The following is a 24,255-nucleotide window of genomic DNA, read 5'->3' on the forward strand; positions in this document are numbered from 1 at the left end:
CACGATAGCCCTCAAGATGCCCTGGGGAAGCGGGTGTTGACGAGAACGCGGCCTTCTCATCTGCGGCGCCGACCCCCTGGCACATGCCAGGGGGATGCTCCATGGCGTGGACCTCGGGCATTGCCCCGTTCACGGTCCGTAGCTACAGCACCGCGCTGAGGAATTCCCGTGTCCGGTCGTGCTCCGGCTCGCTGAAGATCTCCTCCGGCGGACCGGCCTCGATGATCCGGCCCTGGTCGAACATCAGCACCTGGTCGGAGATGTCCCGGGCGAAGTTCATCTCATGGGTGACGCAGAGCATGGTGATGTCCGTGGAGCGGGCGATGTCCCGCAGCACGTCCAGCACGCCCGCGACCAGCTCCGGGTCGAGCGCCGAGGTCACCTCGTCCAGCAGCAGCACCCGCGGCCGCATCGCCAGCGCCCGCGCGATCGCCACCCGCTGCTGCTGGCCGCCGGACAGCTGCGCGGGGTGCTTGTCGAGGTGGTCGGTCAGCCCGACCATCTCCAGCAGCTCCCGCGCCCGCTCCTCGGCAGCGTCCTTGGACATGCCGAGCACGGTGACCGGGGCCTCGGTGATGTTCCGCAGCACCGTCATGTTCGGGAACAGGTTGAACTGCTGGAACACCATCCCGATCTTCTTGCGGACCTCGCGGACCTGCTTCTCCGGCGCCGGGAACAGCCGCTCCCCGTCGACGGTGACCGTCCCCTCGTCCGGCTTCAGCAGCGTCATCAGTAGCCGCAGGATCGTCGTCTTGCCCGAACCGGACGGACCGATCAGCGTGACGTGCTTGCCGGCGTCCACGGAGAAGTCCAGGTGGTCCAGGACCGTGTGGTCCCCGAACCGCTTGGTGACCTGCTCGAGGCGGATCAGCTCGCCGTTGCCCGCCGTGCTCTCCGGCTTCTTGTCGAACGGGGTGTGGGTGTCAGTGGACAAGGCGTCGCTCCAGGGCTCGCAGGGCAAGGGAGGCCAGGTAGGAGATGACGACGAAGGCGAGGCCGATCACCGTCAGGGGCTCGGTGAACTGGAAGTTCTCCTGGGAGAACAGCCGCGCCTCACCGAGCATCTCCAGCACGGTGATGGCCATCAGCAGCGGCGTGTCCTTCAGCATCGAGATGACGTAGTTGCCGAGCGCGGGCACCACCCGGCGCACGGCCTGCGGCAGGATCACCGCGGTCCACGTCCGGCGCGGCGGCAGGTTCAGCGCCGTCGCCGCCTCCCACTGGCCCACCGGCACGGCCTCGATGCCCGCGCGGTAGACCTGCATCGTGTACGTCGAGTAGTGCAGCCCGATGGCGAAGACACCGGTGGTCAGCGCCGAGAAGGTGATCCCCCACTCGGGCAGCACGTAGAACAGGAAGAACAGCTGCACCAGCAGCGGGGTGTTGCGGACGAACTCCGTCACCCCGCCCACCGGCCAGGTCACCCAGTGCGTCGGCGCCCGCATCAGCAGCGCCCACACCAGACCCAGCGCGAACGAGATCAGCGAACCCAGGACCAGGATCTGCAGGGTGACCAGCAGGCCGTCCCAGAAGTGCGGCATGAAGTCGGAGACCGCGCTCCAGTCCCACTTCATCAGACGGCACCCCCCACGTTGGTCGTCTCGGGCCGCTTCAGTTCCACGTCCGGATCACGGACCGGGGTCTTGCCGACCCCCGCCTTCAGCTTCTTCTCCAGACCGCGCATCAGGCGGGTCAGCAGGAAGGCGATCACGAAGTAGATCAGCAGGACGTACGTGTAGATCTCCGCGCTCTCCTGCAGCGCCAGCCGCACCAGGTTGCCGCTGAACGCCAGGTCGCCCATGCCCATGATCGACACCAGGGCGGTGCCCTTGAGCAGCTCGACCAGCAGGTTGGAGAACGGCGGGATCATCTCCGGCACCGCCTGCGGCAGCAGGATCAGCCTCATCCGCTGCCAGGGCGTGAAGCTGAGCGCGACACCGCCCTCGCGCTGGGCCGGGTCGACCGCGGCGAGGGCGCCGCGCACGATCTCCGAGCCGTACGCCCCGTAGGTCAGGCCGAGTGCCAGCGTGCCCGCCCACAGCGGCACCAGCTGCCAGCCGAAGGCCGGGGGCAGCACGAAGAACACCCAGAAGATCATCACCAGTGCCGAGGTCCCGCGGAACACCTCGGTGTAGAAGCCGGCCAGGAAGCGGACGATCCACAGCCGGTGGGTGCGCGCGACGCCGACCACGAAGGAGACCGCCGCCGCCAGCAGCGCGCTGAGGACGAGCAGCTGGACCGTCACCCAGACGCCGTCGAGTACGAGTTCCCAGAGTCCCGATGTCATCCGCCGCAGAGCTCCTTCGCGGTCAGATCCGTCATCTCGTCCTCGGTGAACCCGAAGGGCCTGAGGATGCGGAGCAGTTCGCCGCTCTTCTTGAGCTCGCGCAGTTCGGCGTTGAAGGCGTCCCGCAGCTTCGTCTCGGTCGGCCGGAAGGCGAAGGCGCCGCCGTCGACGTGCGGCTTCCCGTCGACGATCGGCTTGAAGGCCTCCGTGACCTCCGCCTTGGCCGACTTCTTCACCACCTCGCGGGTGGTCAGGGCGGTCCCGGCGAAGACGTCGGCGCGTCCGGCCTCGACGGCGTTCAGGCCGGCGACCTGGTCGGGGACGATCAGGATGTCGCTCTCCTCGTACCCGGCCTCGACGGCGTACGCGATCTCCGCGTACCCGGTGCCGGTGGCGAACTTCGCCTTCTTCTCGACGACGTCCCGGTAGTCGTGCAGGCCCATCGGGTTGCCCTTGCGCACGATGAACGAGTCGAGCATCTGGTAGTCGGGGTCGGAGAAGAGGACCTGCTCGCAGCGCTCGGGATTGACGTACATCCCGGCCGCCACGACGTCGAACTGCTGGGAGTTCAGCCCGGGTATCAGCGAGCCGAACTCGGTGGGCACGGGCTGCACCCGGTCGACCCCGAGCCGTTTGAAGATGACCTTGGCCAGCTCCGGCGCCTCGCCGGTCAGACCGCCGTTCCTGTCGATGTAACCGAACGGGATCTCACCGGCTATGCCCAGGCGGACGACCCCCGCCGCCCTCAGCCGGTCCAGCAGGTCACCACCGCCCGTGGCCGCCGTCGGCACGCGGGAACAGCCCGCGGCCCCCAGTGCGCCGAGCGCCGCGACCCCCGCGAGCAGCGACCGGCGTGAGGGACCGGAGGTATCTCGGAATCGTCTCAGTGGTTGCAGTGGTGGAGCCATGGCGGCGCCGCTACCCGAAGTGATGCGAGTTATTCCAGCCGGTTTCGGTCCCGTCCGGCGGCCGGGTGGCCTTGACCGGCGCGGGACGACGAGGGGCGGGGCGGCCCGGTTCCCCGAAATCTCCCTGGTCGGGCGCGGGATCGGCCACCCGGCCCGACCCCCGGCGACCGGGCGCCGCGCACCCGCGGAGCCGTCCGGAAATCCCTTGCGCCACCCCCGGTCCGCGCACCCCGCCCGCGGGCCCCGTCGGGAAGGACCCGGACGCCGTCCGGTCACGGGAGCCCGGCCCGCCGGCCACCTCCGTCGACAACACCGCGTCCGCCGCACCTCGGCCCCCGCGATCACCCCCGGCGTGCTCCCGGAGGCCTTGGTGGAGCTGGACGCGTGCCGGGGCGCCCCGGTGACGCCGGGCACCGGAGGGTTACAGAGCCCGGGCCGGCCCACGGCTCGAAGCCGGATCGCGTACAGCACTCGTCTCGGCCAACCAGGTGGCCGTGAGGGGCGGCGTCGCGCCGACGGGGTACCCGGACGCCGGGACCGCGTCGGCGCGCTCCGGGACCGTACCGCCGGACGTGCCGGACGCGCCGGACGTGCCGGAAGAGAAGCAGCAGGAAGGCTGGACATGACCGCACTGGGATTCCTCTACCCGGGCCACTCCGCAGAGGACGACTATCCGCGTATCGAGCAGTTGCTGGGCAGCGACATCCGGGTGGACCTGGTGCACACCGACCTCGGTGAGGACGCGCACCGGGTGGACGTGCTGCTCCAGATGGGCGCGCCCGAGCGGCTGGCGGCCGGCCTGCAGCAACTGCGCCTGTCGGGTGCCGAGGCGGTGGTGTGGGCCTGCACCAGCGGCAGCTTCGTGCACGGCTGGGACGGCGCCCACGAGCAGGTGCGCAGCCTCGCCCGGGCGGCGGGCATGCCGGCGTCGTCGACGTCGTTCGCCTTCGTGCACGCGGTGCGGGAGATCGGGGCGCGGCGGGTCGCCGTCGGCGCGGCCTATCCGGACGACGTGGCCGTGCTCTTCGCCGAGTTCCTGCGGGCCGGCGGCGCGGAGGTGACCGGGGTGCGCGGCTCGGGGACCGGCACGGCGGCGGAGGTCGGCACCTGGGGCGAGGAGGAGCTGTTCGCCCTGGCCCGCGCGGCCGACACCCCGGACGCGGACGCGCTGCTGCTGCCGCACACGGCCCTGCACACGATCGCCCACATCCCCGCCCTGGAGAAGGAACTCGGCAAGCCGGTCCTCACCGCCAACCAGGTCACCGCCTGGGAGGGCCTGCGCCTGGCCGACCGCCGGGTGAACGCCCCGCAACTGGGCGCGTTGTTCACCCGGGAGCCCATCGTCCAGGTCTGAGGGCGCTTCGGTACAACCTTGATCGACTCACGGCGGTCTCACTCCCGTGAGCCCTGCGCCGCGCCCGGCGCCGGGCGCCGGAACCAGGGAGTGAGCACCATGAGAACCACCGTCGTCCGCCGTACCGCCCTGACCGCTTCCGCGGCCGCCCTCGCCCTGCTGGCCACCGCGTGCGGCGGCGGGGACGAGAAGGGCGGCAGCGGCGGGGACGGGGCGGCGAAGAGCGACGCCGCGTCGAGCGCTCCGGCGGCCAAGGCGCTGACCGCCGCCGAACTGGAGAAGCTCGTGATCGCCTCGGCCGACCTCGAGGACCACGAGGTCGCCGAGCCGGGCAAGGACGACGTCTTCGACCCCGGCACCCTCTCGGTCGAGCGGGCCGAGTGCGAGCCCGTCGCCCAGGCGCTGTCGTCCGTGCCGACGGGCAAGCCCGCGGCGAGCGCCCAGCGGCTCGTCACCCAGGAGTCCGAGGCGGCGAAGAAGGGCACGCCGGACTTCGCGGGGATGACGGAGAAGGAGGCCGAGGAGGCGATGCTCGACTCCCTCGACATCACCAAGACGATGACCTCCCTGCGGTCCTACGACGCCGACGGCGCGGAGCAGGCCCTCACCGCGCTGCGGGAGGCCGGCAAGAAGTGCGCCGGGGGCTTCAGCATGTCCATCGACGGTGAGAAGCAGCAGGTCACCAAGGTCACCGAGGAGAAGCTCACGGCCGGCGAGGACGCGGTCGCCTGGACGGTGGGCACCGAGCTGGACGGCACCGCCGCGGACACGAAGGTCGTCGTCTTCCGCCAGGGCACCACGCTCGCCGGATTCTCGTCCTTCAACATCGCGGCGGTCAGCCGGGGCGAGGCGTTCGAGCAGCCGACCGCCGTCATCGAGGCGCAGGAGGCCAAGCTCGGCTGATCCGGGCCCGCCGCGGACCGGGGTGGCGCTTCCGCCCCGGCCCGCGGGGACGGCGTCGCGGGGCGGACACGGAAGAACCCCGGTCCCGTTGGAGCGGGGCCGGGGTTCTCGTCGAGCGCCGGGCAGGCCTTGCACCTGCATCTCCCCGCAGGAAGCGGGGCGTCTTTCCTTGGACCACCAACGCGTGATCACTGTCGGGGGCGACCCCCTCGGTGAACAAGATGATCGTATCGCATGATCGCCGGGCGCGCACACCGCGAGGTTCCGGAGCGGGGGAGGGAATAACCGGGGACCGTCTCCTGTTACGTCGCGCAGCGACCGTCACACCCCACAGGAGGCACCCCACCATGGCCGCAGACGCCGCAGAGGAGATCCGGGGCACCGCCCACGGCACCGCACCCGTCCCGCTCTCCGTGCTGGACCTGGTGACCGTCGGCGCGGGCCGGACCGCCACCGACGCGCTGCGGACCAGCGTGGACATCGCCCGCCTCACCGAGTCCCGCGGCTTCCACCGCTACTGGGTCGCCGAGCACCACTCCATGCCCGGGGTGGCCTCCTCCTCGCCCGCCGTGATCCTGGCCCACCTCGCCGCCCACACCGGGCGCATCCGCCTGGGCTCCGGCGGGGTGATGCTGCCCAACCACGCGCCGCTGGTCATCGCCGAGCAGTTCGGCACGCTGGAGGCCATGGCGCCGGGGCGGATCGACCTCGGCCTCGGCCGCGCCCCCGGCACCGACGGCGCCACCGCGGCCGCCCTGCGCCGCTCCGACCGGCTGAACGAGGGCGCCGACGACTTCCCCCAGCAGCTCGCCGAGCTCACCCGCTTCCTCGACGACGACTTCCCCGACGGCCACCCCTACCGCCGCATCCACGCCGTCCCCGGCCCGGTGCAGGCGACGTCACCCGGCGGCGTGCAGTCCCCGCACCGCCCCCCGATCTGGTTGCTCGGTTCCTCCGGCTTCAGCGCCCGGCTGGCCGGCATGCTCGGCCTGCCGTTCGCCTTCGCCCACCACTTCTCGGCCCAGAACACCGTCCCCGCCCTGGACCTGTACCGCGAGACCTTCCGCCCCAGCGAGGTCCTCGACGCGCCCTACGCCCTCATCGGCGTCTCCGCGCTCGCCACGGACGACGAGAAGGAGGCCCGCCGTCAGGTGCTGGCCGCCGCGCTCAACATGGTCCGGCTGCGCACCGGCCGTCCCGGCCTCGTCCCCACCCCGGAGGAGGCGGAGGCGTACGACTTCAGCCCCATGGAGCGGGAGTTCGTCGACTCCTGGAACGCCAACGTCATCCACGGCACCCCCGACGAGGTCCGCACCGGCCTGGACGACCTGCGGAAGCGCACCGGCGCCGACGAGCTGATGCTCACCGCCAACGCCCACGGCGGCGACGTACGCCTGCGCTCCTACGAACTGATCGCCGATGCCTACGGGTTGCCCACGCCCGCCTGAACCCCGGGCGTGCCCAGCAGTTCGGAGATGCGGTCCGGCGACACCGGACGGGAGTACAGCCACCCCTGACCGGTGTCGCACCCGATCCGGCGCAGCCGCGTGGCCTGCGCCGAGGTCTCCACGCACTCCGCGGTGACCGTCAGGCCGAGCCGGTGGGCGAGCTGCACCATCGCCTCGACGATGACCTCGTCCGCCGGGTTCGGCGGGGCGGCGGCGCGCTCCTCGTACTGGAAGCCCCGGACGAAGGAGCCGTCCAGCTTCAGCACCGACACCGGCAGCCGGCTGAGGTAGGCCAGGTTCGAGTAGCCGGTGCCGAAGTCGTCGATGGCGATGCGCACGCCCATGTCGCTGAGCGCCTTCAGGGCCTCGATCGGCCGGCCGGAGGAGCCCATCACCGCCGACTCGGTCAGCTCCAGTTGCAGCAGCTCCGGCGCGAGGCCCGTCTCCTCCAGGGTGGCGGCGACGTCCGCCACCAGGTCGGAGTCCCAGACCTGACGGACCGCCACGTTCACGCTGACGAAGATCGGCGGTTCGTCCGGGTGCTCCACCTGCCAGTCGCGGGCCTGCCGGCAGGCGGTGCGCAGCACCCAGCGGCCGAGCGGCACGATCGAGCCGTCCTCCTCCGCCAGTGAGATGAACCGATTCGGCGTCAACGTGCCGAACCGGGGGTGGTGCCAGCGGACCAGCGCCTCCACGCCGTGCACCCGGTCGTCCTCCATGCCCACCAGCGGCTGGTACTCCAGCGCGAACTCGCCCCGGTCGATGGCCGGGCGGAGCGTGGAGGCGAGGGCCTGGCGGGTCACGCGGGAGGCGTTGCGCTCCGGGTCGAACAGCGTCCAGCGGGCCTTGCCGTCGGCCTTCGCCCAGTACAGCGTGGTGTCGGCGGCCTGCATCAGCGCGGTGGGCGTGGTCCCGGCGGCGTGCCGCTCGACCACCCCGATCGACGCGGAGACCGACAGCCGGCGCCCGGAGAGGTCGAAGGGGGCCTGGACCGCGTCGAGCAGCGACTCGGCGAGGTCGGCGAGCTGCTCGGTGCCGGTGGAGTCCTCGACCAGCAGCGCGAACTCGTCCCCGCCGAGCCGGGCGACCAGCGGGGTGCCGGTCCTGGCCCGGCCCGCCTCCTCCGCGCAGCGCGTCAGCCGCCCGGCGACGGCGGCCAGCAGCTGGTCGCCGACGCGGTGGCCCAGGGTGTCGTTGACGGCCTTGAACCCGTCCAGGTCGAGGTAGCACAGCCCGATCCGGCCGGTGCCGCCCTCCTCGTACGACTCCGCGTCCAGCGCGGCCGTCAGCCGTTCGAGGAACAGGGTGCGGTTGGGCAGCCGGGTCACCGGGTCGTGCATCCGCAGGTGCCGCAGCTGGGCCTGGAGTTCGCGGTGGTCGCCGATGTCAGCGACCGACAGCAGCACCCCCTCGTCGCCGGCGGGCAGCGGGGTGACCGTCACCCGCACCCACAGCGCGCGCCCCTCCGGGTGCTTCAGCCGGCGCGTGCAGCTCAGCCCGGCCCGGCCCCCGCGCAGCAGTTCCTGGTAGGCGTGCCGGACGCGGGCGTCGGAGGCCAGGTCCACCAGATCGGCGGCGACGGCACCGGTCAGGGCCTCCGGGGCGCGGCCCAGCAGGGTGGCGAGGGCCGGGTTGGCACCGGTCACCGTGCCCGCGCGGTCGACCACGGCCATGGCGAGCGGCGCGGCCGTGAAGACGGAGCGGTACGACGGGGGCGGTGGGGCGGAGGAGGGCGAGGGGACGGAGGGGGACGACGGGGGCGGGGATTCCGCACGCGGAGACGTAGTGATCTCACTCTCTGTGACGTTCGACCGGTCGATTTCCGTCGCGGGCGCCGGCCCTTCGGACGTTCCGCTCACCGCTCGCTCCCGCAGTGCACTCGATCGCTGTCCGTGCAGAAAGTCTCAGGAAAGTGTGCCGATCATAGAGGCCCACGTCGGGGCCTTCCAGTCACTGTCCGGTTTCCAGGACGGATCCGCATCCCCGCCCGACCGTTTCTGCTCAGGGAGGGACGGGTTCTGCGGACGTCCGACCAGTTGTGACGTTCCGTGAGTGTCCGGGATGTCGGTCCCGCCCGGATACCCGTGTTTCTCACTCGTCCGGTGCAGCCGGACATGACGCGGTACGACAAGTCCCCACAATCTGGGTGCGGTGTCCCGTGAACCGTCTCCCGGAGGTCCCCGTGCCGCGTCAGCTCATCCCGAGAGGCCTCGGCCGGGAGACTCTCCGGGAACGACTGCGCCGATCGGGTGCCTCGGGCGTACGGCCCCGGCTGCGCAGCACCGCCGCGATGTGCACCACGATGTCGGCGCTCGCGGCGACCTCGATGGTGAACGTCCCCTCCGCCACCGAGCCCTTCTCCGCGGCGCCCTGCGCCCTCAGCCGCACCGCCGCCCACCACTCCGAGGGCCTGGACACCTGGAACACCGCCTACCCCCGCCCCACCCGCGGCCTGGACGCGGTGATGGTGTTCCTGTCCTTCCCCGACTCCCACCCCCTGACCACGCCCGCCGAACTCTCCGCCGACCACTTCCCCGCCACCAGCCGCTTCTTCGAGCGTGCCTCCTACGGCAGGTTCACCCTCCGCCCGCACGCCCTGCGGCAGTGGTTCCGCATGCCGCGCCCCTCCACGGCGTACGGCATACGGCGCGACTGGACCGTCCCCCACCGGGCCGCCTACCTGCGCGACGCGTTCTCGGTGGCCGACCGGCACGTCGACTTCTCGCGCTACGACATCGTGTACTTCGTCGCCGACCCGGACGCGCCGGGCGTGGACTCCGACGCCACCAAGGTCGTCAACCTCGACCGTCCGCTGCGCGTCGACGGCGCCGACATCCGGCGGATCGTCACCGTGTTCGAGAACCACCCCCCGGACCGGCTCGTCCTCGCCCACGAGACCGGGCACGTCTTCGACCTGCCCGACCTCTACCACCGGCCCATGGACGGCAAGGGCGACTGGGACACCCACGTCGGCGACTGGGACCTGATGGGCAGCCAGTTCGCCCTCGCACCCGACCTCTTCGGGTGGCACAAGTGGAAGCTGGGCTGGCTGGGGTCCCGGCAGGTGCGGTGCGTGCGGGACGCGGGACCGGTACGGCTGACGCTGGAGCCGCTCGGGGCGGGGCCGGGGACGCCGGTGACGGGCGCCGCCGGGACGCCGTCCTTCGGTCTCGGGCAGGGCACCAAGCTGGCGGTCGTGCGCACCGGGCCCGACAGCGTGCTCGTCCTCGAGGCCCGCGAGCCGGTCGGCAACGATCACGCGGTCTGCCGGCAGGGGGTGCTGGTGTACCGGGTGAGCAGCGGCACCCGGTCGGGGCGCGGCCCCATCGAGGTCGTCGACGCCCACCCGCACACGGAGGCGTGCCGGGAGGACTCGGTCTACCCGCCTCTCGCCGACGCCCCGGTCGCCCTCGGCGAGAGCTTCACGGTGCCCGGGGAGTCCGTACGAGTGGCGGTGGAGGGGCGTACGCCGTCGGGGGCGTGGACGGTACGGATCACCACACGGTAGACGCACGGTGGACGCGGTGAAGGCCCCTCGCTTCCGCGAGAGGCCTTCACCGTGTCGTGCGCCGCCAGGGACTCGAACCCCGGACCCGCTGATTAAGAGTCAGCTGCTCTAACCAACTGAGCTAGCGGCGCCTGCTGACGTCGTAGACATTAGCATCACGACCGGCGGGAGGAAAAATCGAAATCCGCACGGCGGCGCGGGCCGCCCGCACGGCCGCCCACAGCAGCACCTCCGGGCCCGGCAGCCAGGGGTGACGGGTGTCCGGGGCGACGAGCCACCGGGAGCCGGAACGGGGAGCGGGTGAGGGGACGGTCACCGCGTCACCGGGGCCGTGGCACAGCAGCGGGGGGACACCGTCGGTCCGCGTGCCGTGGGCGCCCCACTCCTCCCACTCCATGAGGGCCGGGAGCCGCTGCGCCGTGCCCGGCGCGGCGAACAGCAGCATCCGCCCCCGGAACTCCGCCACCGGCCCCGACCCCGGCCCCTCGTCCCACATCCGGTCCAGCATCCGCCGCCCGAAGATCGTCGGCACGCTCACCACGTCGAAGACCACACCGCAGGGCAGTACGACCGGCGCGTCCGGCCGCTCCCCCCAGTGCGCGAGCGTGCTGCGCGGATACATCCCCGCCGAGGCGAGCCAGGCGGCACCGTCGGGGGTGACGCCGCTGACGCCGGAGGCATTCCGTGTGCTGCTCATGACGGACAGATCTACCGTGAGTGAGGGAAAGCCTCCGAAGGGTTGCGGGAATCGGGGACACGAGGGCGGGGGAGGGGGTATCTTGCCCACCCGGCATATGCCCGACTCAGACGGGATCGGCGTGCGCCGGACCCTCCCCGCCCCGCATCAGGTCCCGGCCGAACTCGACCATCTTCTTCGCGTAGTCCTCGGTCCACTCGGCGCGCTCGGCGATGTCCGCCGGCGTCAGCCGGTCGAAGCGGCGGGGGTCGGCGAGCTGGGCCGCCGCCACCGCCTGGAACTCCGTCGCCCGGTCCGCCGCGGCGCGGAACGCGAGCGTCAGCTCGGTCGCCCGCTCCAGCAGCGCACGGGGATCCTCGATCGACTCCAGGTCGAAGAAGTGCTCGGGATCCGAGGCCGCCTCCGCGGGCTCGAACAGCAGGGGCGCGGGGCGTAGCCGCGGCTGGTCCCGGCGCGGCGTGTGCTCCGCCATGACTTCTCCTTCGTACGTCACCGTCGGCCCTCCCTGGAGGGCGGGCCACCGTCCATTGTCCCGCGCCGCCGCAAGAGGGCCTGAGGGCCACCGCCCGCGTGAATGGCTTCCCAGCCGTCCGGGCCGTATGCACGGGCCGCTGACTCGCGCCGAGGGCTTCGACGGCGCGGAGGCGGACGGCGAACGAGGGGATCCACCGCCGCGGGTACTCGTCGCCGTCCCCTACGGTTGTCATGCTCCGAGCTGCACTGCTCCGCTCCACCACGACCGGAGGTCACCTGAGTGTTCCCCGCACGGATACCCACCGGTGCTCCGGCGGCTCTGATGATCCTCGCCCTGTCCGGCTGCTCCTCCCTCTGGAGCTGCACCGACACGACCGCGGAGCGCGGTGAGGCCGGTGTCGGGGTGCGGGTCGAGGACGCGTCCGGGCGGTCTCTCGGCGTCACCGCCGAGGTCGTCGACTGGCGCCTCGAGCCCCATCCGCAGGTCCCCTCCGAAGGCGACCACGTCTACTTCCGCTACCGCTTCGACGGCGTGGGCGAGAGTTCCGGCCCCGCGGTGGACGCCTGCGCGGTCGACGAGGAGCGCGTGGCGTTGGGGTGCCATGTGATCTTCTCGTCCCAGGCGTTCAGGCGCGGCGGCGCCCTCACGGGCGACAGCTGGCTCGCCGTCGAGCACCCGGAGCGGGTTGCCGGAGTGCTCCTGATCCCCAACGACCAGTCCTACGACGGCCGAACCTGTGAGGAGGACATCAAGGACGGGGGCGGCCCGCATCCCCCGGAACCGGCCGCCAAGGGGGACCGACTGTAGGCCGTCCTCCAGCGGGCGGGCCCGCGGCGGCACACCGGGGCGCCGGTCGCCGCCGCCGATGCCGACGACCAGGACCATGCCCGCTGCGTCGAGCTGATGCGACGCACCCCTCGCCCGCTGCTGGTGCCTTACCCGTGCTCACCGAGGTCCGCCACCTCCCGGAGCCTGAACACGGCACCCGCGCGGAAGCCGCCTTTCCGCGTTCCGTCCGTACCGGACGGATCGGCTTGATCACCCTGGCGGCCCAGGGCATCGACCGCATGGTCGAACTGGTGGAGAAGTGCGCCGGCTTCCCCCTTGGCGCGGTCGACGCCTCCGTCGTCGCCGTTGCCGAACGACTTGGCGCGGATGCCATCGCCACCCTCGACCGACGCCACTTCGGCGTCGTCCGCCCCGTGGCCCCCTTCTCCTTCACCCTGCCGCCGTAGCCGCGGGCGGCCGAAACCGCGCGGGCCGGGGCCGGGTCCGAGGCGGAACCGGGCCCGATACGTCGTGTCGACGATCACCCGTTCCGAGGCCGGGTACGCCGACAGCGTCACTCGACGCCGGTGACCTCGAGGGTACGGAGGTGGGCGGTGAACGTGGTGAACGCGGAAGCCGGGAAGGTGAGCGTGGCCCGCTCCGGGTCCTTGGAGTCGCGGACGGCTATGCGGGGGTGGCGGTGGGCGATCTCTATGCAGGCGTTGCCGTCGCCACCGCCCGAGTAGGACGACTTCTTCCAGATGCCCGGGGTGGTCATGACGGACCTCACAGCTCCTTCGCCAGCGTGTGGATGAAGTCACGAGAACGCTCCGGTTCGAGTGACACCGCCTCCACTTTACGGAAGAGCGTTCGGAAGTGGCTCAGCTGTGCCGCCGCGTCGATGAAGACCGTGCCGCTCGGGCCATCGCGCACGACGGTGTCCAGCTGGGGAACAGGCCCGCCCGCGTACACCATGGCGCTCCCGGCCCCGCCGAAATCGTCCAGGTCGAAGGGGATGACACGAACGGTGACTCCGTCGGCCTCGGACATCTCCAGGATGCGGGCCAGTTGAGCCCTTGAGGCGGTACGGCTGCCCACGCGGATACGGAGGGCCGCTTCGTGGATCACCGCCACGTACGGGACCGGGTCCGGACGCTCGATGACCACTCTGCGCCGCATGCGGTGCTCCACGCGACGTGCCCTCTCGTCGTCGGGGAAACCGGGATTCACGTAGGTGAAGAGAGCGCGTGCGTAGTCCTCGGTCTGCAGGAGTCCCGGAACGTGCAGGAAGTCGACGTCCCACCGGAAGGAGGCGTGATGCTCCAACTCGGAGAGGTCCAGAAACGAGTTGGGCAGCGCGCCTCGGTACTCCTCCCACCAGCCGCGCGTGCGACCGGTGGCCATCGCCACGAGCGCCGACAGCAACTCGGCGTCGGTACAGGCGTAGTGCGCGGCAAGGCGCCGTAGCCGTTCCTCGCTCACGCCGGCGATGCCGGACTCCATCTGGCTCATCTGTACGGAGTTCACGCCGAGCAGGCCTGCCGCCTCGGTGGCCTTGAGTCCGGCAGCCTCCCGCAGCTTCCTCAACTCCGCACCCAAACGCGCCTGGCGCGCCGTGGGTTGCCGTCTGGGCGGCATGACTTCCTCCTCGCCTCAACAGCTTTGACCGGGTGACCCGTTCGGGGTCAGATTACGCGACCGCCTTGCTGCGTAATAAATCTATGCCATACCTTCGGTGACGCGTAGGGCGCGCTGCGTGATGAAGGGAGCCGGAAGCGCACCGCTCCGTCCTGCCGTGGCGGACGCGGCAATGACACCGGCCCCGACCTCGAACCCTCTGGTACTGGAAAGGAATCCGCATGCCCGAAAACGACCCGTGGGAGTACTCCCTCTCCATCCCCAACGACCCCCGAGTCGTCACCATCTGCCGCCGCACCCTCCGTCTGATCCTGACCACGCACGGCCTGATCCGCCTGGTCGACGTGGCCGAACTCCTCGCCACGGAACTGGTGTCGAACGCCGTACGCCACACCAAGGGCCCCGCGGCCCTGCGCGTCCGCTGGTCGGGTACGGGCGTTCTGCGGATCGGTGCCTGGGACGCCGACCCCCTCCCGCCGGAGCCGCCGCAGCCGCTCGACCGGGCCGTGGACCGGGAGGACGGGCGGGGACTGGCCCTGATCCGGGCCTGCGCCGACGTGTGGGGAGGGCAGCCACTGGCCAGGCAAGGCGGTCGGGGCGAGTTCGTCTGGTGTGAGCTGGGGACGGCGCCCGCGCCCGTGCCCGCGCCCGTGCCCGCGAGACGCACGGCGTGAAGGTGCGGTTACCGGGCCGGACGGGATGCTCCGGACCGCTTCGGCTGGTGAAGTCGCCCGTGTGTCGTCGGAGTCGCTGGTGACGCGGTTCATCGCGCAGCCGAGGGTGATGCCGCGCGCGGGGCCGGCGGGCACATCGAGGTCGTCGACCCGGAGTCCGCCTGTCGGCCGGTCCACCGGCTCGCGGTCCGGATCATCGACAGGCGCACCCACTGACGCCCTCGGAGGGGACTGTCCTGCCGCCGCTCGTGAGCACTTGCCGCGAATGCGTTCACGCGCCGCTCAAATGAGCTCAGCGGTGACAAAATCGCCCACACTGCTCACGTATTTTTTTGAACCCCTCCACCGCCGAGGCCGACACGTTGCCGGACCTCCGACTCCGTCGGCGGCCGGGGACACCTCGCGGTCAGGGACGCCAGGCCACCCGGTGCTCCGACAGGTGTGCCAGGACCGCGTGGTTGGCCTCCCAGCCGTCCGGGAACTTCACCAGCGTGCCCAACTGGACCGGCTCCGTGGACGGGTAGTCGTCCAGGAGGCCGGTGACTCCCTCGCGGCAGATGACGATGCAGGCGTGGCGGTGGCGGGAGGCCAGGACGCACAGACGGCCCGTCTCCAGGTGGAAGGCGGTGGCGTCGGGGCGGCCGGAGAGGGGGTGCAGGACCACCGTGACGTCGTACTCGCGGCCCTGGAGGCGGTTGGCCGTGTCCACGGTGACGTCCGGCACGCCGAGTTCCGTGAGGGCCGCCCGTACCGCTGCCGCCTGGTCGCGGTGGGCGGTGCCGACGGCGACGCGGCCGGCGGTCAGGGGGGTGGGGTCCGGGGAACGTTCGGAGGTCGCCGCGCCGCCCCGGTCCAGGAGGCGGCGGACCACCAGCGCGACCGCGCGCACCGCCTCCGGGTCCGTGCGCGGGGTGTGGCGGGCGGGGAGTTCCAACAGGCCCCAGCCGGATTCCGCCGCCTCGTCGATCACCCGGTCCGGGGCCGAACCGTCCGACGGGACACCGAAGGTGAGCCCGCGGTCGCCGTGGTCCGTGCCGCTGCGGAACGGGGTGTACGGGTAGAACGCGTCCGAGACCAGGGGAGCCGCCGACGCCGGGAGGCGCCAGGAGACCGGGAGGCGGTGTTGGGGGAGGTCGGGGTTGTGGGCCAGGAGGGTGGTGACGGCGGAGGCCGAGGGGTCGTACGACAGGCCCGCCCACTGCTCGCCGCCCACGATGGAGAACGGGTCCAACTGGCCCGGGTCACCGACGAACAGCGCCCGCTCGAACAGCCCCGCCACGGCGAGCAGCGCGTCCGAACGCATCTGGTACGCCTCGTCGACGATCGCGTGCTCCCACGGCTCGACACCCTTGACGTGCGCCCACTTCGCCGCCGTGGAGATCACGACCGGCAGACCGGTGAGATCGCCGGCCTTCGCCGACTTGCGGACGTTGTCCAGCGCGTCGAGCGCCTTGTCGTAGGGGTCCGTGTCGCTGCTGTGGAGGCGGCCCACCGGCAGGTCCGGGTTCTTCTCGGCGAGGCGGAGGACCAGGTCGTCGACCTGGGCGTTGGTCTGCGCCACGACCATCAGGGGGCGGCCCGCCTCCGCCAGCTCCAGCGCCGCCCGTACCACCAGGGTGGACTTGCCGGCGCCCGGCGGGGAGTCGACGACGACACCGCGCGCGGTGCCGCGCAGGGTGTCGCGGAGGATCGCGTCGGTGGCGCGGCCGGCCGCCGCGCCGGGGTCGAACACGGCCTGCTGGGCGGGGGCGGTCACAGCACGTCCTCCTCGGTCACCGGGTCGGCGGGCTCCGGTACGGCCGCCTCCTCACCGGGCGGACCGCCATGGGTCCACGGCGTCTCCTCCGGGTCGGGCAACTTCGCGCCACCGCGCGGTTCGTGTTCGAACAGCGTGAAGCACACGCGGTCGCCCTTCTCCGGGACCGAGCCCTCCTCCGGCTCCTTGCCCCGGCCCATCTTGTCCATGACGCGGAGGACCAGCAGACCGTCCTCCGGGCCGTCCTCGTAACCCACGAACTCCATCGTCTGCGGCTTCCCGCCCAGCGAGCGGTACACCCGCACCCGCTCACCGAGGTGCGGGCGGTCGTCCGTGCGGACGGTGACCAGCGGGCGCGGGCTCGGCCGCCTGCTCTCGCTGTACGCCATCACCACGTCGACCACCTCGCCCGCGAACGCCTCCCCGGACAGCCGCCGGGCCGCCATCACCAGCGGGTCGTCGAGCGCCTCCTGCGCCTCGAGACGGGCCTGTTCCCGCTCGCGTGCGGCGAGCTTGTTGGCGGCGGTCACCGCGTCGTCGCGGCGCGGCTGCGGCGGCTCACCGGACAGGACCCGGTCCCGGTGACCGGTGAACGACCAGCGGTCGCGCGTCCAGCGTTCCTCGACGCGCGTCCCCTCCGGGAGCCGCGCCAGCAGGTCGAGGCCCCGCCACACCGCGTCCCAGGTGGGCCGGGTGCGGCTCTCCACCAGCGCGCGGATCTCCTGTTCGGCCCTCGTCAGCGCGCCGAGGCGGTCGTCGGCCTCCAGGCCGTCCTCCGCCGCCGCGAACGCGGTACGGGCCCGGTCGTAGCGCTCGATCGCCGGGGCGAGCAGCTTGTTGTCGAACGCCGGGTCGGTCGCCGGGCCCGCGGGCGGGCACACCAACTGGCCGTCGGCGTCCCGCGCGAGCTCCGCCTCCCGCGCGGCCTCCGCGCCCGAGCGTCCCTCGGGCGGGTCGATCCAGGCGAGCAGCGCCCCCAGATGCTGGTCCTCCAGGGAGGACTGGCCGGTCGCCCAGTGCCGGGCCAGTACGTCCGTCATGGCCAGCAGCAGGGACGACCCCGGCACCCGGGCCCGCTCCCCGAAGTGCGTCAGCCACCGTCCGAGCAGCGGCACCCGGGGCGGCGCCGGGAACGGGGCCTCCGGGTCCTGCTCCGCCGTGCGCCGGAACCGCATGGACCGGCCGAGGAGCCGTACGAGGTCGACGCCGGCCCGGGACGGCACGATCAGCTGGGGCGCGTCCACGCACAGTTCGACCTCGACCTTGACCCGCTTGCCGGTCTCCGGGTCGGTCTCGGAGCGCTCGGCGGCCTCCACGACGTCCGCGAAACCGTCGACGTACGGCAGCACCACGTCGGCCAGTTCGGACAGGAACGCGAAGCGGAGGTCACGGTCGCGCGGCTGCGGTACGACGAGCAGCCGGGGCGCGTCCCGGTCGGTGCCCACCAGCGCGCCGAGCGGGGCGCCCGCCTCACCGGCGGTGATGAGCGGCACGAACACCAAGGGCCGCGCGGAGAGGTGCCGGTGCCGGACGGTGGCGACGGGCTGGGCACGGCCGGTACTGACGGCCTCGAGGCGGGCGAGGGTGGCGATCAGGGACAAGGAGCCACCTCCAGCGGGGCGGCCGCTTCCAGCGCCTCCGCGCGCAGGGCCGCCGCCCTGCGCAGTGCCGCCACCGCCGGATCGTCGGGGTCGCCGGCCTCCCCCCGGGCCGCCGCCAGTACGTCCTCGACCGTCGTCAGACCGCCCAGCTCCGCCCGTACCGGACGGCCCAGGCGGGTCACCGCGCCCTGCGCGCGGGAACGGTCCCGGCAGTGGAAGGCCAGCTCGCACGCGGACAGGCACTCCGGCGCGTAGGTCGCGGGAACCGACTCCACGGCCTCGGCCAGCCGCTCGGCGGGCAACTCCGGCGAGAAGCACGTGCCCTCGGGGAGCGTGTCGGCGATCTCCTCGATCCTGGTCAGCCGGTCCAGCTGACGGGCGGTCACCGCGCGCTGCTTGCGCACGTCCACGGCGGACGCGGTGGGCAGGTTGGAGAAGTCCTTCGGGCACACCAGCAGGATCCGGTGCCGCACGCGCGGGGCGGGGTCCAGCCGCGCGGCCAGCCGCTCCAGCGCCAGCACGTACACCGCCGCCTGGCGCGCCGCCGCACCGACCTTCGCCGGGTCCGCGGCGCCGTCCAGCATCGGGAAGGACTTGATCTCCACGACCGTCCAGCTGCCGTCCGGGTGCACCACCACCGCGTCCGGCTCCAGGAAGGCGGGGGAGCCCGCGACGTCGAGCGCGAGCATCGGATGGTCGAGCAGCGTCCACGCGCCGGGCGCCTCACCGGCCTCGCGCAGCGCCAGCTCCGTACGGGCCGTGCGGCCCCGCGGGCCCTGGGCGGTGAGGTCGGGCACGCGCGCGCCGGCGGGCGGTTCGGCCGCGCGGTCCAGCTTCTCGTGGGCCAGGCGCAGCAGTTCCGTACCGCCGTCCGCCTTGACCTTCGCCTCGAACGCGTTGCCCCGCACGAACGCGAACTGGGACTGGCCGAAGACCGACGGCGAACCCAGCGCGTCGGCCAGCACCGCCTTGTCCACCCCGGCGCCGTCGAGGATCGCGCGCCGTCTGCAGCCCGGGTTGGCGGCGAGGGCGGCCAGGGCGCGCGCGTCCAGCGCCTTGGCCTCCACCTTGGGGCCGCGCAGCTCAGCGAGCCGGTGCCGGAGCGCCTTCTCCCGCGCCCGAGGAGGAGGCACCCGATTCGGTTCCTGCTCCGTACCGTGGCTCGGGGTGCCGCTGCCGTGGAAATCGCTCACCCGCGGAAGTCTGGCATCCGGCACTGACAACGGGGGAATTCACGCCGGAGGATTCCGCCGCGGCGACCGCGGGACGGGACAGGAAGCGGGCCTTCACCCGGTCCGCCGCGCGCGTCACGAAGGGGGCCAGCAGCAGACCGGCGCCCATGACGGCGGCGCCCGCGACCGCGTCGAGGAAGTAGTGGTTCGCGGTGCCCATCACCACGATCACGGTTATCAGCGGGTAGACGACGGCGGCCGTCCTCGCCAGGCGCGTACGGCCGTACCGCCACAGGATCACCCCGCACCACAGCGCCCAGCCCACGTGCAGGCTCGGCATCGCCGCGTACTGGTTGGTGAACCCGCCGAGGCCCCGCGGGGCGCTGGCCTCACCGGCCCACCAGCCGTACGAGCTGTAGTGCGCCATCGTGTCCACGAAGCCGTGGCTCGCGTCGAGCAGCCGGGGCGGGCAGGTGGGCAGCAGGGTGAAGCCGATCAGACCGATGAAGGTCGAGGTCATCAGCCAGGTGCGGGCGGCGCGGAAGTGCGCCGCGCGGGAGCGGAACAACCAGATCAGGATCGCCGGGGTCACCAGGTAGTGCAGCGACGCGTACCAGAAGTCGGCCGGTACGCCGAGCCACGGCTCACGGGTGAAGAGACGGTTCAGCGGGTGCTCGGCGTTGAGGTACAGCGCCTTCTCGATGCGCAGGATCGCCAGGCCGTGGTCGACGGCGTCGGAGACGTCGCCCCGGACGACCAGCCGCCCCGCCGAGTAGCAGGCGTACACCAGGAGGATGAGCGGCAGCTCCGTCCACCAGCGCAGCCGGGTCGCCGGGGCAGCCTCGGTACCCGGTGTCTCGGTGTGCGGCATCCGATCGTTCCCCTTTTGTTCTCGCGCGGCGCTCCGTCGGCGGCCAGCCACTCTACGGTGTGCGCGCGTCCCCCGTGGTAGGTCCTCGGCCCTGAGAGACGTCGAGATCGCCCTCCGGGTTGCCCGCGACCAGGGTGCGCGATGATGGGAGGGTTCCGCCTGCGAATTTTCACCCGGAAGGTCTCCCATGGCACCGCGCATCCTGCTGGCCCGGCACGGACAGACCGAGTGGTCGTTGTCCGGCAAGCACACCGGCAGGACCGATGTGCCGCTCCTGGAGGAGGGCCGCAGGGGCGCCGAGCTGCTCGGCGAGCGCCTGCGCCGGGCGCCGTACGACGGGCTGCCCGGCGTGGAGGTGCGCACCAGTCCGCTGTCCCGCGCGCGGGAGACCTGCGAGCTCGCCGGTTTCGGCGACCGCGCGGAGACCTGGGACACGCTCATGGAGTGGGACTACGGGGCGTACGAGGGCATGACCCCGGCGGAGATACAGGCGGTGCGGCCCGGGTGGCTGATCTGGCGCGACGGGGTCCCCGAGGGGGAGTCCCTGGCCGAGATGACGGCCCGCGCGGACGAGGTGGTGGCCTGGGCCCGCTCCGCCGACCGCGATGTGCTGGTCTTCGCCCACGGGCACGTGCTCCGGTCGATCGGCGCGCGCTGGCTGGGGCTGCCGCTCGACTTCGCGGCCCGCATCCGTCTGAACCCGACCTCCCTGTCGGTGCTGGGCTGGGCGTACGGCGAGCCGGCCATGGAGTCCTGGAACGAGACGGGGCACCTGGTGGCCGCCTGACGCCTGACGCCTGACGCCTGACGCCTGGTGCCTGACGCCTGGGCGGGTGGCCCGGTGTTCACCGGGTGCCCGGTGCCGGTGCGGGCCGGGGGTGGGTCGCGTTGCCCGGCGCTCACGGGGTGCCTCCCCCACTCTCGGCTGCGCTCGAGCGGGAGGTACCCCCACCGCCCACCCGTGCCGCCCTGCGGCACGATTGCCCGCGGCGACGTGGCCGGTGGCCGGTGGCTGGTGGCCGGGGGCTGCGGTGGCGTGGTCGGTGGATCACACCGCGGGGGGGAGAGCTCCGTGGCGGTCCAGGAAGGCCGATACGCCCGATGCGCGGCGGTGCGGGAGCAGGACGCGGGACGTGCCCGCCAGCATCGTCCGGACCCGGGACGACTGGACCTCGTCCAGCAGGTCCAGTACCCGCATCCCCGCCTCGGCCGCCTCGTCCGGCCGTCCCCCGCGGGCCAGGTCGTCCGCCAGCTCCGCCGTGTACAGGGCGATGTTGCGGGTGAAGTGCGGGTCCTGGAGCTCCGCCGCCCGCCGTGCGTGCCGCGCCGCGCGCGGCCAGTCGCCCAGCGTCGACCAGCACTGCGCCTCCAGCCCCTCCAGCTCCGCCTCCCCGTAGAAGCTCATCCACTCGGGGTCCGCCTCCGAGGTCCCGCGCTCGAAGTACGCCTGCGCCCGGGCCAGCGCCTGCTCGCAGCCCGAGCGGTCGGCGAGCCCCGCCCAGCCGCCCGCCTCGCGCAGCGCCAGCAGCGACATCAGCCGCGGGGAGCCGAGCGGGCGCGCGGCCCGCTGCGCGGCCTGCGCCGCCCGCACCGCCTCCCGGGGCCGGCCCGCGTCCCGCGCGAGGAACGCCGTGTTGCAGAAGGCGTGCGCCTCCACACCCGCGTCCCCGGTCATCCGCGCGGTCGCCAGCGCCTCCGCGTAGTGCGAGCGCGCGTCGTCGAAGCGGCCCGAGTCGTGCGCCAGCCAGCCCACCGAGATGGCCAGCTCACCGGCGCCCGAGTACAGCCGGTCCGCCGTCCGCTGCCGGGTCGTCCCCGCGTCCAGCAGCGCGTAGGCGGCACGCAGGGGGGCCGCCGCGCGGCGGTAGAGCCCGTCCGCCCCGTGCCGGTCGTCCAGCAGCCGGATGCGGCGGACGGCTTCCTCCAGGGCGCCCGCGTCGCTCGCCCCCGCGCGGCGCACGGCGCGCCGCGCCGTCGAGGCGTCCGAGGCGAACCCGTACGGGCTCAGTGAGGCGGCGGCCACCGTGGCGCCCCCGCCGGTCATGAATGCGCGACGCAGCACGTCGCTCTCCTCGTGGTCGTGCGTGTCGTACGTGTCGTACCGGTCCTGCGTCTCATACGGCTCGTACGTCCCGCTGGTCTCACTCGTGGCGCCCGCCGGATTCCCGGCGGAGACCGAAGGCGTGTCGCCGGCGGCCCGCGCCCCGCGCCCGCGCACCGACGAGCGGGGCGCGAAGCCCAGGTCGGTCAGCGTGCGGCCGGGGAACATGTGCAGGAACACCCGTTCGTAGGCGTAGTTCGGGCAGCGGATCTCGCCCGCCTCCACCCGGTGCACGTACCGCGCGTCACAGCTGACCCGCTCGCCGATCTCGCGGGCGGCCCGCCGGACCGCCGCGGCGAACTCGGCCGGCGAGCGCGGTCCGCGCAGGTGCCGGAAGACGAGGTTCGGCCGCGGGGGCCGAGGGGGCTGGGACGAGGGCACCGTTGACGACGCCATGGCCGGGTCCTCTCTGCGAACCGTCGAACCATGCCGGAATCAGGGATGTTCGTCCGTGTGGTGCCCTGTTTCCGGCGGGCAAGAACGTACCTGTTGTGACGGAGTCACTACGCGGAGTTTGGCAACAATCCGGATATGTCATCCGTGATCTGCCATGAACTGCCATCCTTTGCGGCGGACTTTCGCCGTAGCCGTTGACGTTCCGGCTCGTTGAGCCCTGTGGACCGGGGGCCCGATGTGCGCGTTGGAGGCCGGGATGACGACCAGTCGGAGCAGGGATCCGTTGGAGCTGCCGAGTGCGGGCTGTGACGTGGTCACGGTTCCGGCGCGACAGGGCCTGGAGGCGGTCGACATCCTGCGGCGCGGAGCCGGGGACGCGGTGGGGCCGGTGCTGCACGACGGCGGGTGCGACACCCTCGGCTTCCTGGTGCCGCCGGGGACGGCCGCGGCCTGGGACGTGCCGGGCAGTGTCTGTACGGAGACGGACGGCCGCGGGCTGGGGCCGGTGCCGGAACCGGCGGGGGAGGGCGCGGCCTGGCTGCTGCCGCCGGGGGAGGCGGAGCCGGCGACGGATCCCGCGGCGCTGCGGGAGGCACTGGACGAGGCCCAGCGGACGATCGAGGCCGCGAACGGGTGCACGTGAGCGTGAGGCGTGGGCCCGGGGAAGGTTTCGCCCCCCGCCGCACCCCGCCGCCCTCACCCGTTTCCGCCCCGGGGTTCCGCTCTGCACCCCCCGCTCCTCCGCGGGCCGGACGGGCTGAAAACATGGGGGAATGGGAAGGACCAGGAACAGCGGGCGTCACCGGTCGTCCGTCGAGGCCGTCGCCGAGCGGGTCGACGGCGGGCTCGCCCGGCTCGTTCCGGACCGGGAGCGGGCGCGGGGCTGGACGCTGCTGATCGACGAGGCGCCGCAGTCGCACGTCGACCTCGACGACCCGGCGCACCTGTCCTTCGAGTACCAGCGCCGGTTCGGGCACGTCGTCGATCTCGTCGCCCCGCCCGGCAAACCCCTGCGGGCCGTGCACCTCGGCGGCGGCGCCCTCACCCTCGCCCGGTACGTCGCCGCCACCCGCCCCCGCTCCACCCAGCAGGTCGTCGAACGGGACGCGGCACTGGTACGACTGGTCCGGCGCGAACTGCCGTGGGACACCAGGGCCCGCATCCGGGTGCGTACGGCGGACGCCCGTGAAGGGCTCGCCAAAGTGCCGGACGGCTGGGCCGGCCTCGTCGTCGCCGACGTCTTCAGCGGGGCCCGCACCCCCGCCCACCTCACCTCGACCGAGTTCCTCGACGACGTCCGCAGGGCCCTCGCCCCCGGCGGGGTCTACGCCGCCAACCTCGCCGACGGGCCGCCCCTCGCACACCTGCGGGGCCAGATCGCCACCGCCGCCGCCCGGTTCGCCGAACTCGCGCTGATCGCCGACCCCGCGGTGCTGCGCGGCAAACGCTTCGGCAACGCCGTCCTGGTCGCCTCCGACGCGCCCCTGCCGATCGCCGAACTGACCCGCCGGGCCGCCTCCGACCCGCACCCGGGCCGCGTCCAGCACGGCAGGGACCTCATCGACTTCACCGGCGGGGCCACCCCCGTCACGGACCGGGCGGCGGTCGCCTCACCGGCGCCCCCCGCGTCCGTCTTCCGGTGACCGGGCGGACCGGCGGGACCCGCACGACCCGTACCCGCCGGATCCGCCGGGTCCG

General features: G+C 72.8%; 24 protein-coding genes and 1 tRNA gene. 10 read left to right on the forward strand and 15 right to left on the reverse strand.

Annotation, left to right across the window (positions count from 1 at the left end; translation table 11 throughout):
* Positions 1-142 precede the first annotated feature (142 nt).
* The 4 genes from ehuA to ehuB are packed head-to-tail and all read right to left on the reverse strand — an operon-like array spanning position 143 to position 3,195.
* Positions 143-934 carry an ectoine/hydroxyectoine ABC transporter ATP-binding protein EhuA gene (gene ehuA / locus ACH5AO_RS03755; protein ID WP_398921416.1) on the reverse strand — a complete coding sequence of 264 codons (792 nt, stop codon included), beginning with the start codon at positions 932-934 and terminating at the stop codon, positions 143-145.
* Positions 924-1,574: an ectoine/hydroxyectoine ABC transporter permease subunit EhuD gene (gene ehuD, locus ACH5AO_RS03760; protein ID WP_398921418.1), complete on the reverse strand. Its 651-nt coding sequence runs from the start codon at positions 1,572-1,574 to the stop codon at positions 924-926. Before ehuD ends, ehuA begins: the two co-directional genes overlap by 11 nt.
* Complete coding sequence (gene ehuC / locus ACH5AO_RS03765; RefSeq protein WP_398921420.1) at positions 1,574-2,287, reverse strand: ectoine/hydroxyectoine ABC transporter permease subunit EhuC; 714 nt, start codon at positions 2,285-2,287, stop codon at positions 1,574-1,576. The genes ehuD and ehuC overlap by 1 nt, the downstream gene beginning before the upstream one ends.
* Positions 2,284-3,195 carry an ectoine/hydroxyectoine ABC transporter substrate-binding protein EhuB gene (gene ehuB / locus ACH5AO_RS03770; RefSeq protein ID WP_398921422.1) on the reverse strand — a complete coding sequence of 304 codons (912 nt, stop codon included), beginning with the start codon at positions 3,193-3,195 and terminating at the stop codon, positions 2,284-2,286. The genes ehuC and ehuB overlap by 4 nt, the downstream gene beginning before the upstream one ends.
* Positions 3,196-3,817: 622 nt before the next feature.
* Here ehuB and ACH5AO_RS03775 point away from each other — a divergent pair.
* The 3 genes from ACH5AO_RS03775 to ACH5AO_RS03785 all read left to right on the forward strand — a co-directional run bounded on the left by ACH5AO_RS03775 (position 3,818) and on the right by ACH5AO_RS03785 (position 6,900).
* Positions 3,818-4,549 carry a decarboxylase gene (locus ACH5AO_RS03775; protein WP_398921424.1) on the forward strand — a complete coding sequence of 244 codons (732 nt, stop codon included), beginning with the start codon at positions 3,818-3,820 and terminating at the stop codon, positions 4,547-4,549.
* Positions 4,550-4,648: 99 nt separating this feature from the next.
* Positions 4,649-5,452 carry a hypothetical protein gene (locus ACH5AO_RS03780; protein WP_398921426.1) on the forward strand — a complete coding sequence of 268 codons (804 nt, stop codon included), beginning with the start codon at positions 4,649-4,651 and terminating at the stop codon, positions 5,450-5,452.
* A gap of 347 nt (positions 5,453-5,799) precedes the next feature.
* The gene (locus ACH5AO_RS03785; RefSeq protein WP_398921428.1) at positions 5,800-6,900 is read left to right on the forward strand and encodes an LLM class flavin-dependent oxidoreductase; all 1,101 of its coding nucleotides are present in this window, start codon (positions 5,800-5,802) and stop codon (positions 6,898-6,900) included.
* On the opposite strand, the gene ACH5AO_RS03790 is transcribed toward ACH5AO_RS03785, so the two are convergent.
* The gene (locus ACH5AO_RS03790) at positions 6,876-8,573 is read right to left on the reverse strand and encodes a putative bifunctional diguanylate cyclase/phosphodiesterase (protein WP_398921430.1); all 1,698 of its coding nucleotides are present in this window, start codon (positions 8,571-8,573) and stop codon (positions 6,876-6,878) included. The two genes, ACH5AO_RS03785 and ACH5AO_RS03790, sit on opposite strands and share 25 nt — an antisense overlap.
* Positions 8,574-9,190: 617 nt before the next feature.
* Between ACH5AO_RS03790 and ACH5AO_RS03795 the strand changes: the two genes are divergently transcribed.
* Positions 9,191-10,408, forward strand: a complete 1,218-nt coding sequence (locus tag ACH5AO_RS03795; protein WP_398921990.1) for a M6 family metalloprotease domain-containing protein — start codon at positions 9,191-9,193, stop codon at positions 10,406-10,408.
* Positions 10,409-10,465: 57 nt separating this feature from the next.
* On the opposite strand, the gene ACH5AO_RS03800 is transcribed toward ACH5AO_RS03795, so the two are convergent.
* The 3 genes from ACH5AO_RS03800 to ACH5AO_RS03810 form a co-directional block, all read right to left on the reverse strand.
* A tRNA-Lys gene (locus tag ACH5AO_RS03800) sits at positions 10,466-10,539 on the reverse strand.
* On the reverse strand, positions 10,530-11,105 hold the full coding sequence (locus ACH5AO_RS03805; protein WP_398921432.1) for a bifunctional DNA primase/polymerase: 576 nt from the start codon (positions 11,103-11,105) through the stop codon (positions 10,530-10,532). The genes ACH5AO_RS03800 and ACH5AO_RS03805 overlap by 10 nt, the downstream gene beginning before the upstream one ends.
* A 106-nt stretch (positions 11,106-11,211) precedes the next feature.
* A complete protein-coding gene (locus ACH5AO_RS03810) occupies positions 11,212-11,577 on the reverse strand; it encodes a hypothetical protein (RefSeq protein WP_398921434.1) in 366 nt (121 codons plus the stop codon).
* Positions 11,578-11,859: 282 nt separating this feature from the next.
* Between ACH5AO_RS03810 and ACH5AO_RS03815 the strand changes: the two genes are divergently transcribed.
* Positions 11,860-12,387 carry a hypothetical protein gene (locus tag ACH5AO_RS03815; RefSeq protein WP_398921436.1) on the forward strand — a complete coding sequence of 176 codons (528 nt, stop codon included), beginning with the start codon at positions 11,860-11,862 and terminating at the stop codon, positions 12,385-12,387.
* A gap of 134 nt (positions 12,388-12,521) precedes the next feature.
* Complete coding sequence (locus tag ACH5AO_RS03820) at positions 12,522-12,815, forward strand: VapC toxin family PIN domain ribonuclease (protein ID WP_398921438.1); 294 nt, start codon at positions 12,522-12,524, stop codon at positions 12,813-12,815.
* A gap of 107 nt (positions 12,816-12,922) precedes the next feature.
* Here ACH5AO_RS03820 and ACH5AO_RS03825 read toward each other — a convergent pair whose 3' ends face one another.
* The gene (locus tag ACH5AO_RS03825) at positions 12,923-13,126 is read right to left on the reverse strand and encodes a DUF397 domain-containing protein (RefSeq protein WP_398921440.1); all 204 of its coding nucleotides are present in this window, start codon (positions 13,124-13,126) and stop codon (positions 12,923-12,925) included.
* An 8-nt stretch (positions 13,127-13,134) separates the two neighbouring features.
* Positions 13,135-13,986 carry a helix-turn-helix domain-containing protein gene (locus ACH5AO_RS03830; RefSeq protein WP_398921441.1) on the reverse strand — a complete coding sequence of 284 codons (852 nt, stop codon included), beginning with the start codon at positions 13,984-13,986 and terminating at the stop codon, positions 13,135-13,137.
* A 221-nt stretch (positions 13,987-14,207) separates the two neighbouring features.
* On the opposite strand from ACH5AO_RS03830, the gene ACH5AO_RS03835 reads away from it, so the two are divergent.
* Positions 14,208-14,660, forward strand: a complete 453-nt coding sequence (locus ACH5AO_RS03835) for an ATP-binding protein (protein ID WP_398921444.1) — start codon at positions 14,208-14,210, stop codon at positions 14,658-14,660.
* 406 nt (positions 14,661-15,066) lie between these two features.
* On the opposite strand, the gene ACH5AO_RS03840 is transcribed toward ACH5AO_RS03835, so the two are convergent.
* Genes ACH5AO_RS03840 through ACH5AO_RS03855 form a run of 4 tightly spaced genes read right to left on the reverse strand, consistent with a single transcriptional unit; the run spans position 15,067 to position 20,060 of the window.
* Positions 15,067-16,416: an AAA family ATPase gene (locus tag ACH5AO_RS03840; RefSeq protein WP_398921446.1), complete on the reverse strand. Its 1,350-nt coding sequence runs from the start codon at positions 16,414-16,416 to the stop codon at positions 15,067-15,069.
* The gene (locus ACH5AO_RS03845) at positions 16,413-18,017 is read right to left on the reverse strand and encodes a hypothetical protein (RefSeq protein WP_398921448.1); all 1,605 of its coding nucleotides are present in this window, start codon (positions 18,015-18,017) and stop codon (positions 16,413-16,415) included. Before ACH5AO_RS03845 ends, ACH5AO_RS03840 begins: the two co-directional genes overlap by 4 nt.
* Positions 18,008-19,150: a hypothetical protein gene (locus ACH5AO_RS03850; protein ID WP_398921450.1), complete on the reverse strand. Its 1,143-nt coding sequence runs from the start codon at positions 19,148-19,150 to the stop codon at positions 18,008-18,010. Before ACH5AO_RS03850 ends, ACH5AO_RS03845 begins: the two co-directional genes overlap by 10 nt.
* On the reverse strand, positions 19,101-20,060 hold the full coding sequence (locus tag ACH5AO_RS03855; protein ID WP_398921452.1) for a phosphatase PAP2 family protein: 960 nt from the start codon (positions 20,058-20,060) through the stop codon (positions 19,101-19,103). The genes ACH5AO_RS03850 and ACH5AO_RS03855 overlap by 50 nt, the downstream gene beginning before the upstream one ends.
* 187 nt (positions 20,061-20,247) lie before the next feature.
* Here ACH5AO_RS03855 and ACH5AO_RS03860 point away from each other — a divergent pair, with 187 nt between their 5' ends.
* Positions 20,248-20,847, forward strand: coding sequence for a histidine phosphatase family protein (locus ACH5AO_RS03860; protein ID WP_398921454.1), 600 nt, complete (start codon positions 20,248-20,250; stop codon positions 20,845-20,847).
* A 261-nt stretch (positions 20,848-21,108) separates the two neighbouring features.
* Here the strand turns inward: ACH5AO_RS03860 and ACH5AO_RS03865 are convergent, their stop codons facing one another.
* Complete coding sequence (locus ACH5AO_RS03865) at positions 21,109-22,557, reverse strand: hypothetical protein (RefSeq protein ID WP_398921456.1); 1,449 nt, start codon at positions 22,555-22,557, stop codon at positions 21,109-21,111.
* Between the two features lie 256 nt (positions 22,558-22,813).
* Between ACH5AO_RS03865 and ACH5AO_RS03870 the strand changes: the two genes are divergently transcribed.
* Together ACH5AO_RS03870 and ACH5AO_RS03875 are read left to right on the forward strand one after the other, a co-directional pair.
* Positions 22,814-23,200 carry a hypothetical protein gene (locus ACH5AO_RS03870; RefSeq protein WP_398921458.1) on the forward strand — a complete coding sequence of 129 codons (387 nt, stop codon included), beginning with the start codon at positions 22,814-22,816 and terminating at the stop codon, positions 23,198-23,200.
* Between the two features lie 130 nt (positions 23,201-23,330).
* Positions 23,331-24,200, forward strand: coding sequence for a spermidine synthase (locus ACH5AO_RS03875; RefSeq protein WP_398921460.1), 870 nt, complete (start codon positions 23,331-23,333; stop codon positions 24,198-24,200).
* The last annotated feature ends 55 nt before the right edge of the window (positions 24,201-24,255 follow it).

The sequence above is a fragment of the Streptomyces sp. NPDC018964 genome, assembly GCF_044390325.1.
Classification (GTDB): Bacteria; Actinomycetota; Actinomycetes; order Streptomycetales; family Streptomycetaceae; genus Streptomyces.

What these genes read in the sequence shown, in the direction of transcription:
- ehuD (WP_398921418.1), bottom strand. Translation starts at nt 1,574, where the DNA reads ATGAAGTGGGACTGGAGCGCGGTCTCCGACTTCATGCCGCACTTCTGG.
- ehuC (WP_398921420.1), bottom strand. Translation starts at nt 2,287, where the DNA reads ATGACATCGGGACTCTGGGAACTCGTACTCGACGGCGTCTGGGTGACG.
- ehuB (WP_398921422.1), bottom strand. Translation starts at nt 3,195, where the DNA reads ATGGCTCCACCACTGCAACCACTGAGACGATTCCGAGATACCTCCGGT.
- ACH5AO_RS03775 (WP_398921424.1), top strand. Translation starts at nt 3,818, where the DNA reads ATGACCGCACTGGGATTCCTCTACCCGGGCCACTCCGCAGAGGACGAC.
- ACH5AO_RS03780 (WP_398921426.1), top strand. Translation starts at nt 4,649, where the DNA reads ATGAGAACCACCGTCGTCCGCCGTACCGCCCTGACCGCTTCCGCGGCC.
- ACH5AO_RS03785 (WP_398921428.1), top strand. Translation starts at nt 5,800, where the DNA reads ATGGCCGCAGACGCCGCAGAGGAGATCCGGGGCACCGCCCACGGCACC.
- ACH5AO_RS03790 (WP_398921430.1), bottom strand. Translation starts at nt 8,573, where the DNA reads ATGGCCGTGGTCGACCGCGCGGGCACGGTGACCGGTGCCAACCCGGCC.
- ACH5AO_RS03795 (WP_398921990.1), top strand. Translation starts at nt 9,191, where the DNA reads ATGTGCACCACGATGTCGGCGCTCGCGGCGACCTCGATGGTGAACGTC.
- ACH5AO_RS03805 (WP_398921432.1), bottom strand. Translation starts at nt 11,105, where the DNA reads ATGAGCAGCACACGGAATGCCTCCGGCGTCAGCGGCGTCACCCCCGAC.
- ACH5AO_RS03810 (WP_398921434.1), bottom strand. Translation starts at nt 11,577, where the DNA reads ATGGCGGAGCACACGCCGCGCCGGGACCAGCCGCGGCTACGCCCCGCG.
- ACH5AO_RS03825 (WP_398921440.1), bottom strand. Translation starts at nt 13,126, where the DNA reads ATGACCACCCCGGGCATCTGGAAGAAGTCGTCCTACTCGGGCGGTGGC.
- ACH5AO_RS03830 (WP_398921441.1), bottom strand. Translation starts at nt 13,986, where the DNA reads ATGCCGCCCAGACGGCAACCCACGGCGCGCCAGGCGCGTTTGGGTGCG.
- ACH5AO_RS03835 (WP_398921444.1), top strand. Translation starts at nt 14,208, where the DNA reads ATGCCCGAAAACGACCCGTGGGAGTACTCCCTCTCCATCCCCAACGAC.
- ACH5AO_RS03855 (WP_398921452.1), bottom strand. Translation starts at nt 20,060, where the DNA reads ATGCCGCACACCGAGACACCGGGTACCGAGGCTGCCCCGGCGACCCGG.
- ACH5AO_RS03860 (WP_398921454.1), top strand. Translation starts at nt 20,248, where the DNA reads ATGGCACCGCGCATCCTGCTGGCCCGGCACGGACAGACCGAGTGGTCG.
- ACH5AO_RS03865 (WP_398921456.1), bottom strand. Translation starts at nt 22,557, where the DNA reads ATGGCGTCGTCAACGGTGCCCTCGTCCCAGCCCCCTCGGCCCCCGCGG.
- ACH5AO_RS03870 (WP_398921458.1), top strand. Translation starts at nt 22,814, where the DNA reads ATGACGACCAGTCGGAGCAGGGATCCGTTGGAGCTGCCGAGTGCGGGC.
- ACH5AO_RS03875 (WP_398921460.1), top strand. Translation starts at nt 23,331, where the DNA reads ATGGGAAGGACCAGGAACAGCGGGCGTCACCGGTCGTCCGTCGAGGCC.